Origin of the sequence: Eggerthia catenaformis OT 569 = DSM 20559 (genome assembly GCF_000340375.1) — a bacterium.
GTDB lineage: Bacteria > Bacillota_I > Bacilli_A > Erysipelotrichales > Coprobacillaceae > Eggerthia > Eggerthia catenaformis.
Window position 1 is genome coordinate 105284 of sequence record NZ_KB446648.1, and the last position, 14588, is coordinate 119871.

Sequence of the window (14588 nt, forward strand, 5' to 3'; positions counted from 1 at the left end):
GAAAGTAATAGAGTCTAACGGAGAGGACTTGGATTAATAAAAGAAGATTGCATCTACTTAAACTTTTGTAGTATGCAATCTTCTTTATTTTCTTTGTTAAGCCTTTGAAGGTTATTTCCATATGAATAACTTCTGGCTTTTAAAAGAATTTTTCGTCCTTTTATATTTCTTGTATATACTAGGGATACGGGTCCAAGATGTCTTTTGAGATGATTTAAGAATAATTCAGCATCTTGCTTATTTTTTTCAAAAATTGACGGAACAACAAAATATCTGAAAGCACCTTTTTTATAGTAAAGAAGATATCTTTGATTTTCTATAGGACCTAAAAATTCATCAATACATTTCGCAAATAATTCTTTTTCTCTTAAAGAACCTTGTTTTAAATAGATACTCTGATAGATACGATCCTGTTCAGTAACAATTCTTGAAATAGTAGTAATTTCCTGTTTTTCTTTTAAAGCATCATAAATAGCCTGTCCAATTGATTTTATATAATGTCCCGGAGAAAGTCTTAAATAGATTCTGATAGTAAAAAATCCAAGAAGACATATATTTAATAATAAAGCTCCAATTATAATTAATTGATTAAGATTGTTTCTAAGAAAAGAAAAGTGAATTATATTAATAAGTACATTAATTATTATTAGAAAAGTATTAATAATGATACCGGCAATTAAATCAGTAAAATAAGTTTTTGTTTTAATGCTTTCCTTCTCTTTTTGAAATTCAATAACTGTTTCATCGTGAGATATTAAAGCCTGTTTCCATTTTTTCTTAAGTTCTAATCTTTCTTTGGATAAAGAAAGCATTAATTTATTTGTTTTGTCAATATTTTTTGGGGTTAAAGGCTGAAAGATAGATAACCTTGAAATACCATTTTCAATAGTTAATCCATCATAGCTGACTCCTAAAAATGCTTTAAATTTACGCTGTAATAAAGCATAGTCTTCATGGGAAGGAGAATTATGAATACCTAACAGTTCTAATTTCTTAGATTCATCAGCATTATCAACACAGACAAGATGCCAGATATTTGCGGTTTTATCCGGATCTTTAGAATAAGTACGAATAGCACGTCCTCGCATTTGATTACCTAAAACATAAGAACCAACAAAACTGACCATGATTAATGAATTAATACAAGGGGAATCATAGCCTTCACCAAGCAATGATTTAGTACCAACCATTATTTGAAAATAACCTTCTTCAAATAATTGAGTAATTAATGAAACAATTTCACTATTCTTTGAATTAACAGTTATCTGATAATAACTCTCATAGAATAGTGAAATATGATAGCTCTTATCATTAATTAATTCTTTAAATCTGTTAATACTATTACCCGGAATAACGGTTAAGCTTCCACAAAGAATAGCTAATTGACAATGTTTATCTAATGTTCTTCTTAATGTTTCAAAAATAGGAATAACCCCAATATCATTAAAGGCTTCTTTAGTACCAATATAATTTATATATTCTTTTTTTATATAGTCAGTAAGTATCAGCATACGTAAAGAATCTTGTCTGCTTGAATATTCACTTTGACAAATCTTAGTAATATTAGGAAGTTTACTCATACTTGTACTAAGTAAGGATAATATATGATCATCTTGTGAAAGAACAATTTTTCTTTTGTTGATGAGATGATGCTTTTTTAAGAAAATAATCAAAGAATTTCTATAACTCTCTTCACATTGATAAGATTTTGGATCATCAAATAAAAATGATTGGAGAAGCTTTTCCATGAATGGAATAGTCATAGGAGGAAAAGATTTAATAGAAAGAAGTTTTTTCCATCTTTTATCAAAAGAAATATGATGAGAATTCAGATAAATAAGTAAAGAAGAAAGATACATCGGATCCGATAACATACTTTCATAATAATGCTCATAATCATTAATACCTCTATGATTAGAAACAATCTCTGTCAGAATCGGTTCATTCATTAAAAAACTAAAGATATCTAGTATTTTTTTACAATGCTCTTTAATCATTTTCTTTTCTTCTTTTGTCGGATAGCTAAAAAGAACATAGTCTTGATGAGGACAAAGATTTCCTTCCTTAACAAGTTCAGGAATACTAATTTCCTGATCGACTTCACCACACATATTTGTATACTTTATCCATTCACCTTCGATAGAATCATAAGGAGGAGTAGCCGTTAAAGAAATAATAGTAAGATTTTCTTTTCCAAGACTATTCATAAAGCTTTCCAGTGCTTTCCACCATTCTTTATGAAGATGATGACATTCATCCAGACAGATTACTTCAATATGGTGTTCTTTAATGTTTTGGATAAGATCAAAATGACTGTAATCAACGGTTTCTTCTTCTGAAGTATCATCAGTATTATTATCATCTTTTTCTGTTCCTTTAAAATGTGTCATAGCACTAAAAAGTGTCTGATAAGTAATAGAAGTTATATCACCGCAGTCTATTAATGAAGAGGATAAAGAAATACCATCATTAATTAAGAAGGCATCTTTTACTCTTTGAATCCATTGATCTCGAATCACAATACGTGGTGAAACAATTAAAGCTCGTTTACCGAGTCGTCTAATAAGTTCTATGCCCAGTGTTGTTTTACCGGATCCCGGAGCAGCGACTATATGTATTTTATTATCTTTTAAATATTCATTAGAATAATCAAGTATTCTTCTCTGATATGGTCTGAATGTTCCTTTAAAATTTAGAAATCCATCATAAATATTATTCATTATATACCTCTTTTTATTAGATTATTATAGTGTAAAAAATAAATATAACAATAAAAACTGACTTATTAGCCAGTTTAATCTCTAGAAATCCAATTTGCTTTCTTTGCATAAATAACCAGTATAACTGTACATATTGCCCAGGTAATAGGCCATCCCGCATAAACGGCGGCTAATGAACTGTTAAACTTTGTAAAGACAAACAAATAAATTTGTCTTAGTATAACGTAGCATAGTACTAATATATACATAGGCACTTTTGACAAGCCTACACCTCTTAAAGCACCGGCAATTGTATTAGAAATAGGTAAGACAATATAGCCTGCCATAAAGACTTGAATCATAAGATATCCTGACTGAATAACCTGCTTATCATCAGTAAATAAGCCAAGCAGAAATTTTCCTTGTGTTAATAATACAACAATGCCTATTCCTGTAATAAAAAGCCCCATACCAAGAGTTACATATAAGCCTTTCTTTACACGATCATATTGTTTAGCACCATAATTTTGCCCGACAAAAGTAGTAATAGCTAAAGCAAAGCTTTGAATAGGAAGCTGTAAGAATCCATCAAGCTTAACTGTTGTAGCATAGCCGGCTACCGCTGTTGCTCCAAATGAACTGATATAGGACTGTACAACAACATTTGAGAAGGAGACGATAGAATTCTGTAAAGCGGCGGGAATACCTATTGCAATAATTTTCTTAAGAAGATGATAATCTAAATGAAGTTGTTTAATACAAACAGCATAATCTTCTTTGGTCGTAAGAAGTTTTATCATGACCAGTATGGCAGAAACTCCCTGAGCGATAACAGTAGCAATACCTACTCCGGATACTCCCATATGGCAGTAAAGCACAAAAAAGAAGTCTAAAACAATATTAACCAGACTGGAGATAATCAGATAGATAAGAGGGTTCTTAGAATCACCGATAGCCCTTAAAATACCTGATCCCATATTATAAAATAAGGTAAAAGTCATTCCGCTAAAGAAGATTTGAAGATAAGCGGTTGCAAGGGGAAGAACTTCTTTAGGAGAACCTATCATAATGAGAATAGGCTTTGAAATGAAGATGCCGATTACTGTGAAGAAGATACTTAATAAGAAAGTTAGTATTATTGAGGTATGAATCGTTTTCTTCATTTTATGAATCATATGTGCTCCATAGAACTGTGAAATCACTACTCCTGCTCCGGTTGCCAGCCCCATGAAAAAACCTACCAGCATATTAATAATAGGCGTAGATTGTCCGACAGCCGCTAGTGCATTCGCATTAACATAATTTCCAACAACATAGGAATCTACAGTGTTATATAATTGTTGAAATAAATTACCTGCCAGCAGCGGTAAAGAAAAAATCAAAATAGATTTCCAGATACTGCCGGTCATTAAATTAGTTTTATTTGTATCCATATCTATAAGATACTCCAATTCAATATCTATTAAAAGTGTTTTCTAAATATGAAAAAAAGAAATATTTCTATGTGTATTTAAAAAAATAATGAAACCGATACCATTTTTTGTTGACATTAATAGTATGGAATAGTAATATAAAAATGAAAAGGAACCGTTTCCATTTAGGAGAAAAAATATGATGAAGTTTGATAAAAAGATATTTAAAAAACACTATGGGAGTTTATATTTCAAAGGGATGTATTGGGGATTTGGAATAGCTCTTTTATTTTTACAGTTAATTTATTATCCTTCATTATTTGGATGGGCAGTAGCACAAAGTTATATCGGTGTATTGGCTGTTTGTATGACATTATTATTAATTAGTATCGGAGTATCAGGCTTTCTTTATTTTGATAGAAAAAGATTAGCTAAAAATCAGCAGCAATGGATTGATCAGAATTGTATCTTTTATCGTTTAGAAAAAAGAAAGATGCTGACATTAAAGTCAGCAGAACCGCATATATTAACTTATCAGGTTCAAAGTATTAAGGAATTAAAGATTGAGAATGCCTATCTGACTATTTTAGGTAAGATACATTTAACTGATGAATCAGATGATGTTAAGATACATTATTATATTAATCAGGTACGTATACCAAGATGTTTTACAAATGAAGAAAAGATCATTCGTTTGTCAGCAAATAAAAAGAGGAAATAGGAGGATTATAATGGAAAAGAAATATGATGTAACAGCTTTAGGGGAACTGCTGATTGATTTTACACAAAGTGGCATATCTGAGCAAGGTAATCCTTTATTAGAAGCGAATCCGGGGGGAGCTGTCTGTAATGTATTGTCGATGCTTACAAAATTGGATAAGAAAACGGCTTTTATTGGAAAAGTAGGTAATGACGGTTTTGGTCATCAGCTTGAAAAAGCAATCAAAGAGCAAGGTATTGAGACAAAAGGATTAAAATTTGATGATCAAATTCATACAACTTTAGCTATTGTAACAAAAACTGAAACAGGTGATCGAGATTTTTCTTTCTATCGTAATCCGGGGGCTGATATCTCTTTAACAGAAGAGGAAGTAGATGAAGACATTATTAAAAACAGTCGTATGTTTCATTTCGGATCGTTATCTTTAACTGATGAGCCGGTAAGAAGTGCTACTAAAAAGGCACTTAGGCTTGCCAAAGAGAATAATCTTTTAATTAGTTTTGATCCTAATCTAAGAGAACCGTTATGGGGCAATCTTGATGAAGCACATAAACAGATAGAATATGGCTTAAAGCAATGTGATATTTTAAAAATATCTGATAATGAGATTATCTGGTTTACAGGAAAAGATGATTTTGATGAAGGCGTTAAGTATTTAAGAGAACATTATCCTCAGATTAAACTCTTATGCTTATCAATGGGCAGTGATGGCAGCAGAGCCTATTATAAAGATTTCAAAGTTGAACATCATGCTTTCTTGCATGATGGTCCTATTGAAACAACCGGTTGTGGTGATACATTCTGCGGTTCAATAATTAATACTGTATTAGAGAAGGGCATTGATAACCTTGATGAAGAAAGCTTAAAAGAAATGTTAAGGTTTGCGAATGGAGCAGCTTCTTTAGTGGCTATTAAAAAGGGTGCTTTAAGGGTTATGCCGGAAAAGCATAAAGTATTACGTTTTATTAATAAGGGGATTAAATAATGAGCATAAAATATGATAAAGTCTTTGAGAAACGCTTAAACAAACACTATGATGAACTGAAATGGCTTTATATAGAATTATTCCATGATGAAAATGCTTTTGATTATTTCTGTTCAATGCTTGCTAAGTATTATAATGACAGATCAGTCTTATTGAAGAAAATGGATAGGAAAAGAGAAAAGAATCCTTCATGGTATCAGGGACATGAATTGTTGGGGATGCTGATGTATACAAATGCCTTTGCCGGAACATTGCAGGGAGTAAGAGACCATTTAGATTATATTAAAGAATGCGGTGTTAACTATTTGCATCTGATGCCTATTATGGAGACTCCGATAGGAAGAAGTGATGGCGGCTATGCTGTTAGTGATTTTGGAAAGGTACAGCCTGCACTTGGAACAATGAATGATTTGTTAGAACTTACGAATGACTGTCATAATAATGGAATCAGTGTATGTCTTGATTTTGTTATGAATCATACAAGTGAAGATCATGAATGGGCAAGACGTGCAAGAAATGGAGAAAAAGAGTATCAGGATCGTTATTTCTTTTATGATAGTTGGGATATTCCTAATGAATATGAAAAAACTGTACCTCAGGTTTTCCCACAGACAGCTCCCGGGAATTTCTCATGGAATGAAGAAACACATAAAATTGTCATGACAACATTCTATCCCTATCAGTGGGATTTAAATTATGCAAATCCGGTTGTTTTTAATGATATGACTGCTAATATGCTTAATTTATGTAACCATGGAATAGATATTATTAGATTAGATGCTGTTCCTTATATTTGGAAAGAGATAGGAACAACATGCCGAAATCTTCCTCAGGTTCATTCATTGGTAAGATTAATGAGAATGACAACTGAGATTGTATGTCCGGGAACATTATTATTAGGTGAGGTAGTTATGGATCCCAGTAAGGTTATTCCTTATTTTGGAACAGTAGAGAAACCTGAATGTCATATGCTTTATAATGTGACAACAATGGCTAGTACATGGCATACGGTTGCAACTAGAGATGTCCATTTATTAAAGCATCAGTTAGAAACTGTCTTTGCTTTACCAAATCAGTATACATTCCTCAATTATCTAAGATGTCATGATGATATTGGATGGGGATTAGAATATGATTTCTTAAAACAGTTTGGTATTGAAGAAGTATCTCATAAGAAATATTTAAATGATTATCTGACAGGAAGAGGATACAACAGTGATGCACGAGGAGAACTTTATAATGATGATCCACGTTTAGGAGATGCTAGACTTGTAGGCATGACTGCTTCATTAGTAGGAATAGAAGCGGCTGATTTTGAAAGAGATGAGAATAAGCTGGAGAGATCCATTCGCTATGATGTGATGCTTCATGCTTTCTTGTTTACACAAAGCGGTATACCTGTACTTTATTCAGGGGATGAAATAGGACAGATTAATGACTGGAGCTATCATGATAATCCATTAAAATGGGATGACAGCAGATATTTACATAGAGGAGATATGAACTGGGAACATGCTTCTTTAAGACATGATCTAAGTACTAGACAAGGCAAACTGTATAGTCAATTAACTCAGATTAGAAAAATTCGTGAAAAATATGATGTTTTTGATAGTCACGGAGATACATGGGTTATTGAAACATATAATGATCATATTTTAGGCATTGGCAGATATTATAAGGGTCAGGTATTAATAGGATTGTTTAATTTTAGTGCAAATGATGAGACAGCATGGATCAATGAAGAAGGAAACTATATTGACTTATTAACCGGAGACTCTAGAGAAGCTAAAGCGGTGAATATTCCTGCCCAAGATTTTGTATGGCTATTCCATGAATATAAAGAAGGTACTGAAAGTGAATAAAAAACTTTTGTTTATAGATATAGATGGAACATTGACACTGCCGGGAGAAAACATACCGCCTAAAAGTGCCTTAAAAGCTATTAAACAAGCACAGGAAAATGGACATAAAGTCTTTCTTTGTACAGGTAGAAACTTTGGAATGCTGAAGCCATTATTAAAGTATGGCTTTGATGGAATTATTGGATGTGGAGGAGGTCTTATTCAGATAGGAGATAAGCTTATTTATGATTATCCAATGACGAATCAGCAGAGAGATCTGATTATGGAAGTTCTCAAAAGGAATAGTGTATTTAGAACCATTGAATCAAAAGATATTACCTATGGTGATGAAAATCTTGGTGAAATGCTTAAAGGTGTAGGTAAGGGCAATAGTGAAATAGAAAGATGGCGTAAAGCTTTAAGTAATGATTTGGGTATTCGCCCAATGCATGAATATGATGGAAGACCTATTTATAAGGTTGTGGTTATGTGTGAGAGAAGTGAACAGCTGAATGAAGCAAGAGAGTTACTGGAAAAAGATTTTGTTTTTGCGATTCAGGATGTAGCTGCTCACAACTGTCTTAATGGCGATATTATTAATAGAGCTTTTGATAAGGGACAGGCAATTCAAAGAGTTTGTAAATACTTGAATATATCTATCTTGGATACGATAGGGTTTGGTGATTCTATGAATGATTTAGAGATGATCCGAACAGTCGGTATCAGCGTATGTATGGAAAACGGCAGTCCTAAACTTAAAGAAATAAGTGATGTGATTGCTCCCGGAGTAGAAGAAGAGGGATTATATAAAGTATTTCAAAAATTAAAGTTAATAGAAGGAGAAGAGGGAAATGGCATTAAATTATCGTAAGTGTGCCGAAGATATTTATTCTCATTTAGGTGGGAAAGAGAATATTGCTTCAGCTGCACACTGTGCTACTCGTTTACGTCTTGCGATTGTTGACAGTAGTAAAGTAGACGAAAAAGCACTGGAAAATGTAGAAGGCGTAAAAGGCGTATTTACTTCTAATGGTCAGCTTCAGCTGATTATTGGAACCGGTACAGTCAACAAGGTTTATGATGAGTTTTTATCTATTACCGGATTAACTGCTGCATCCAAGGATGATGTAAAAGCGGCAGCAGCAGCGAATATGTCATTACCAAAAAGACTGGTTAAGTCTTTAGGTGATGTATTTGTACCTATTTTGCCGGCAATCGTTGCATCAGGTTTATTAATGGGTATTGTAGAAGCTTTAGGTAAGGCAGTTCCGGGTTTCTCAAAAACTGACTGGTATTTATTCTTAGATATGGTTGCGAATACGGCATTTGCTTATTTACCCGTTATTGTTGCAATCAGTGCTGCCAGAGTATTTGGCGGTAATATTTTCTTAGGTGCTGTTGTTGGTTTAGCAATGATTCATTCATCATTGAAGAATGGCTGGAGTGCGGCGGAAGGATATAATGTATGGTATTTGTTTGGTCATATTAAGATTGGCAACTATACATTAGGTCAGATTAATGTTCTAGGATATCAGGGACATGTTATTCCGATTATGATTGCAGTCTGGGTAATGTGTCGTATTGAATCATGGCTACATAAACATGTGCCGGAAATGCTTGATTTATTTATCACTCCATTAACAACAGTATTTGTTACATTATTATTAACATTTACTATTATCGGTCCTCTTTTCTCAACAGCTGAAACATATGTTTTAGCTGCTGCAAGATGGCTGATTACAATTGGTTATGGTATAGGTGCTTTAGTGATGGGAGCTATTTACCCGGTTACTGTTGTAATGGGATTACATCATATGTATAACGTTATTGAAGCGGGATTGCTGGCAAGCAAAGAGTTCAATAATTTAAATATCTGGATGCCAATTGCATCAGCAGCTAACTTTGCACAGTTTGGTGCTTGTTTAGCAGTAGGTATTAAAGCTAAGTCAAAAAGAACAAAAGCAATTGCAATTCCATCATCAATTTCTGCAGCTTTAGGTATTACTGAACCGGCAATTTTTGGTGTTAATATGCGATTCACTAAGCCATTTATTTGCGGTATGATTGGCGGAGCCGTCGGTGCTATGTTCGGATCATGGGTTGGACTTGGAGCAGGTGCTTATGGAGTTACCGGTATTCCCGGCTATTTAACAATTAATAATCCAATAACTTATACTATTTTACTCGCTATTTCAGGAACTATTGCTTTTGTTTTAACAAGTATGGTATGGAAAGAAAATCCTGATGATATTGAACGTGAAAAGAAACTGGAGATGCCGATAACTGCTCCTATAGAAGCTGTTATTCATACAGAGGACGGTGAAGTTATTCAGCCTGTTAATGGCGAAGTTATTACTGCCGGCGATATTCCTGATCCAATGTTTGCAGCAGAAAATATGGGACCTGGTGTAGGTATTAAACCGTCAGACGGTAATGTCTTTGCTCCATTTGAAGGAGAAGTTATTATGACTTTCCCAACATTCCATGCTATTGGGTTAAGAAGCACAAATGGATTAGAAGTTCTTATTCATGTAGGTGTTGATACTGTGAATATGCAAGGGGAAGGCTTTGAATGCTTAGTAAAGCAGGGAGATAAGGTCACAGCCGGACAAAAAATTCTGACATTTGATATAGATAAGATTGAAGAAGCCGGTTATTCAAGTGTTGTTATTGTGGTTCTTACAAACGGTGCTAGTTATAAGACAGTTAATAAATTAATTTAAGAAAATTATATTTGATACCGGAGATATTTATCTCCGGTATTTTTATGTAACTTCAGTAATCACAGTTTTTACTGAATTGAAAGAATTCTCATTGATTTAAGATAAGGTTCTAAAGAAATCAGAATAGAATGTGAAAGTATCATTAATAAATAAGACGGTTTCATGGAGGTCAGTACATGAATCCGTCTTATTTATAATCTTTATTTATATTTTTAACACTATGTCCTTCAATAAAGACATAATCAATACGTATTTCATTATTTACATCTTTTTCTTCTACCAGATCAATAACAGCTTTAGCGGCACAGCATCCTGCTTCTTCATTTTCAAAACGAATTGTTGTTAGATCAGGAGTAATCAGTTCAGAAGCTTCATAACCGCCAAAAGCAATTAAAGAAACATCATCAGGTACTTTATATCCTCTTGATATAAGAACCTTATAACATGCTAATGCCTGATTATCAGTACTGGCAATAATAACAGTGGGGAGCTGATGTTTATCTAAATAGTGTGATATTTTAGAAACAGTATAGTCAAAAGAGAATGTTGATTCAACAAACTGAATATCATCTATTTTCATATCATTTAAAGCGTCATATATTCCCTGTTTTCTAATAACACCAACAGCTTCATCTTTACTATTAACACCTACAACAAGAATATTTTTATGACCATGATCAGCAACATATTTACCAATATCATATCCCGCATTATAATCATCATAAATAATAGATATATTATTTTTATAGCTTTGACCTAATAAGACTACTGGAATATTAAGATCAGCAAATAATTTCTGATGAGCCATGGTTAAATGAGTTGCCAGTAAGATAATGCCATCTACATTAAGTTTGGAGAAATTCTGAATAGACTTTAATTCTCTTAATTCATCATGATTTGTATTAACGATATAAGACATATATCCTTCATTTCTTAAATATTCATCCATACTCATAATCATTCTGGAAGATGTGATAGAATCGAGAGCAGGTGTAATAATTCCAATAACGTTTGTTTTCTTTGCCTTAAGCATTTGAGCAATTACATTAGGCTCATAATGATATTTATCAATAACTGCTTTTATTTTCTCAGCAGTTTCTTTTTTTATATAACCGCCATTAAAATATCTGGAAACAGTACTTTTTCCTACACCGGCCATTTTTGCAATATCAAGCATTGTCAGTTTAGATTCAGCCACTACTCTCACCTCTTTTTTTGATTATATCATAATTTCTTGGGTATTAAAAGATGCCGGATATCCGGCATCTTTAATCAAATCATTCTATTAACAGCAGCTTTTTTTCTTATGGCCGCTATGAAGCTGATAGATAATATATAAAGCACTTATTGCCAGTAAAAACCATCCGTAAATATGACTACTGTCTCCGGTATTAATCTTAGGAGATGACGGAGGAGTATTAGGAATGAATGGAGGCTTATAGGTATGAGTAAAGATAAACTTATCAGATTTTTCATTTGGATCATTCTGATTATGTCCAAAATACTGATAAACAAAACCGCCCTTGCCATCATTCATCACTCTTATAGTAACAATATATACTCTCTTATCAAGTGTGAAATAAGGCTTATTTTCAGCTGTCTGCGAAATAATATACTGATAATCGCCTGGCTTCGTAAAATTTATAGAACCGAATGTCTTCGTTTCTTCTTTAATATTATTAAAAGTTAAAGAATTATCAGAAGGCAATGGTGCATGATTAACAGCTTTTAAAGTAACAGTGGTAGTAATCGATGGAGCATTCTCTCCTTTAACACTAACACTAACCGGTATTTTAGGACTTATATTAAGATCACCAAGTGCATGAACGTTGGAAATAAACCCTGTGCTTAATAGAGTGACTGAGAGAATAAACATACTTAATAAATGCAGTTTTCTTTTCATGTTTCCCTCCTATCTTATCATTTTACCAAATAACAGTATTCTTCCATTTGTTACTGCATCCTGACAGGTAGATAGAGCAATAACTTTATCATTATTATTAATATTAATATTCTGATATTGAATACTGTGCTTTTTAATATAATTTAATCTCTGATTTATAGATCCTTTAGTTGTATTATAAATAAGTACATTGGCAGCATCACATTGTATACAGGCGAAGAACTGAATATTATACTTTGTCTTATTCTTTAGAAATAAAGTACCGGTCTTGTGACTGTTAAAGTAAGACTTATCTGTAAATTCAGTAATATCACCAAACATAGCACCATTTTCCATATGATGGCCAAAAACAACATTATAAGGATCAGAAAAATCAGGTTTATTTAAAGAGTTAAGAAATATTGCTCCGGATAATTGAAAGTTACCATAAACATTCTTATTAATGTATTCCAGATTATTTTTACATTTCACAATCGGATAATCAATATGAGTCTTATCAACTGTTAGCCATGCAATAACATCAGAATTGATATTAATAAGTCCTTCTAAAGTCTCTTTATGATCATCTGTAGGTTTATATTGTAATAATCTTTCAGAAGCAAAGGCACTTTTATTAATACTGTAGTTATCATATAAAGAATATGTTCCATAAAGCAGCATACACAATGCCAGCAATAAAGAAATATGTCTTATAAAAGCATCGCCTCTGCGTGCCCATTTAGCAATACTATCCATGTTGAATTTTATAATTCAGAGCGATCTCTTCTCTTATTAAATACTGCAAAGATTACTCCGGCAGCAGCCGCTAATAATATATATGGAAGATAAGTCATAATAATACCTGTAGGAATATCTGAATTCTTCTCATTAATAACTGTGATTTCTTTGTTTTGATTAACTACAGTACCGGTATTCACTCTATCTGTTGTAGTATAGCCATCACTCGAATAATCATCTTCAGTGATAGTATATTTATCAGATTTAGATAAACCGGTAATTGTGAATGATTCATTATCCGCTAATTCGAATGTAGTTGAAGATTTTGATTGTACCTCGCCCTTCTTTTCATTGCCTTGATAGATTGCATACATTTCACCTTCTGCACCATCTATTCTGATAGTAAACTTAAACTTTTTGGAATAATCGGCAATATTACCTTTAACAGATTTCTTAACAGTCAATTCATTAACACCATCAATTCCTCTTTTATAAGTATTTGTGAAAATACCTTCATCCTTAGTATTGTTATCATTAACAAAAGCATAGCTATAAGCATGTTTACTAGTATCAACAAATACATCAAAATGTTTAGAAGAAGTATCATATTTTATGCCTTCATAGCCGGAATTAACTTCTGTAATTTTATATCTGTATCTGCCCGGTTTTGTAAATACACTTTCATTAATCTTTAATGTTGCAGTATCAGTAAGATTTAAAGTAGTTTTACCAATATCATCAGCTTTAGGAACTGACTTGATTTCATTATCAGTAAATGTTACACCGCCAGCCGGACCGGCATAAATCTTACCGTCATTTGAAGCTATTCCGGGCTCCACCTGGAACGTAAAAGTAGTATTAGGAGCAAAATCTCTAGCTTCTTTTTCGATTACTTTTTTTATTGTAACATTCTTTGGAACATCTTGTGCTGCACTTACATTCATTATAGGAGCTGCCATAGAGAATATCATACCGGCAGCAATCATTGATTTAAAAACTTTATTCTTCATAATTTTATCCCCATTCTTTCTAAATATTTGTTCTTCTAACAACTGTAATAACCTTTCCTTTAATTTCAGCTTTATTAACCGGTCCAAAATATCTGCTATCTCTTGAACCTTCACGATAGTCACATAGTATAAAATATTGATCTTTTTTTAATGTCAAAGGATATCGAACATCGCTTTTATAGATACCGGTTTTATAGAAGATATTATTTTCAGTTACAATACTGTCATTAACAATAAGACGCTGATCTTTGCTAAAGCTCAATTTATCACCGCTCTTAGCAACAATTCTGCCGACATATTGAGTATTATTTTTAGTAAATACAACAACGTTTGAACTGCTATATTTCTTATCAAGGCGATAATAGAATAATAAATCTCCAACACCTATTTTAGGAAACATATCATTGTTTTTCATTGTTTCAATTCCAAAAATATATCCAAAGAGCGTGCTTAGAATTATTATCAAGAGAATAAGCTTAATGAGAAAAGACTTTATATCGCCGATATTTCTTAACCTTATTCTTCTTTGTCTGATAATACCTAAAGGAGTATTATCTATTTCTTTTACTTTTGTCAT

Annotated in this window: 12 protein-coding genes; 5 read left to right on the forward strand and 7 right to left on the reverse strand. The window is 32.5% G+C overall.

Going from position 1 to position 14588, the window contains the following annotated elements; all coding sequences use genetic code 11:
- Positions 1-53: 53 nt before the first annotated feature.
- Positions 54-2720 carry a DEAD/DEAH box helicase family protein gene (locus tag HMPREF9943_RS05300; protein ID WP_004802801.1) on the reverse strand — a complete coding sequence of 889 codons (2667 nt, stop codon included), beginning with the start codon at positions 2718-2720 and terminating at the stop codon, positions 54-56.
- Between the two features lie 74 nt (positions 2721-2794).
- Entirely contained in the window at positions 2795-4132 is a 1338-nt protein-coding gene (locus tag HMPREF9943_RS05305) for an MATE family efflux transporter (protein ID WP_004802804.1), read from the reverse strand.
- A 178-nt stretch (positions 4133-4310) separates the two neighbouring features.
- On the opposite strand from HMPREF9943_RS05305, the gene HMPREF9943_RS05310 reads away from it, so the two are divergent.
- From HMPREF9943_RS05310 to HMPREF9943_RS05330, 5 genes are read left to right on the forward strand one after another with little or no spacing between them, the layout of a single operon-like run.
- Complete coding sequence (locus HMPREF9943_RS05310) at positions 4311-4832, forward strand: hypothetical protein (RefSeq protein WP_004802806.1); 522 nt, start codon at positions 4311-4313, stop codon at positions 4830-4832.
- A 10-nt stretch (positions 4833-4842) separates the two neighbouring features.
- Complete coding sequence (locus HMPREF9943_RS05315; RefSeq protein WP_004802808.1) at positions 4843-5817, forward strand: PfkB family carbohydrate kinase; 975 nt, start codon at positions 4843-4845, stop codon at positions 5815-5817.
- Positions 5817-7679, forward strand: a complete 1863-nt coding sequence (locus HMPREF9943_RS05320; protein WP_004802811.1) for an alpha-amylase family protein — start codon at positions 5817-5819, stop codon at positions 7677-7679. Before HMPREF9943_RS05315 ends, HMPREF9943_RS05320 begins: the two co-directional genes overlap by 1 nt.
- Positions 7672-8529, forward strand: coding sequence for a Cof-type HAD-IIB family hydrolase (locus HMPREF9943_RS05325; RefSeq protein ID WP_004802813.1), 858 nt, complete (start codon positions 7672-7674; stop codon positions 8527-8529). Before HMPREF9943_RS05320 ends, HMPREF9943_RS05325 begins: the two co-directional genes overlap by 8 nt.
- Positions 8510-10381, forward strand: a complete 1872-nt coding sequence (locus HMPREF9943_RS05330) for a PTS sucrose transporter subunit IIABC (protein WP_004802815.1) — start codon at positions 8510-8512, stop codon at positions 10379-10381. Before HMPREF9943_RS05325 ends, HMPREF9943_RS05330 begins: the two co-directional genes overlap by 20 nt.
- A 187-nt stretch (positions 10382-10568) precedes the next feature.
- On the opposite strand, the gene HMPREF9943_RS05335 is transcribed toward HMPREF9943_RS05330, so the two are convergent.
- The 5 genes from HMPREF9943_RS05335 to lepB all read right to left on the reverse strand — a co-directional run bounded on the left by HMPREF9943_RS05335 (position 10569) and on the right by lepB (position 14588).
- Entirely contained in the window at positions 10569-11588 is a 1020-nt protein-coding gene (locus tag HMPREF9943_RS05335) for a LacI family DNA-binding transcriptional regulator (protein WP_276324482.1), read from the reverse strand.
- Between the two features lie 78 nt (positions 11589-11666).
- Positions 11667-12284 carry a Spy0128 family protein gene (locus tag HMPREF9943_RS05340; RefSeq protein WP_004802820.1) on the reverse strand — a complete coding sequence of 206 codons (618 nt, stop codon included), beginning with the start codon at positions 12282-12284 and terminating at the stop codon, positions 11667-11669.
- Positions 12285-12293: 9 nt separating this feature from the next.
- A complete protein-coding gene (srtB, locus tag HMPREF9943_RS05345; protein ID WP_004802823.1) occupies positions 12294-13019 on the reverse strand; it encodes a class B sortase in 726 nt (241 codons plus the stop codon).
- A gap of 8 nt (positions 13020-13027) precedes the next feature.
- Positions 13028-14011, reverse strand: coding sequence for a DUF7601 domain-containing protein (locus HMPREF9943_RS05350; RefSeq protein WP_004802825.1), 984 nt, complete (start codon positions 14009-14011; stop codon positions 13028-13030).
- A gap of 19 nt (positions 14012-14030) precedes the next feature.
- A complete protein-coding gene (gene lepB / locus HMPREF9943_RS05355) occupies positions 14031-14588 on the reverse strand; it encodes a signal peptidase I (protein ID WP_004802828.1) in 558 nt (185 codons plus the stop codon).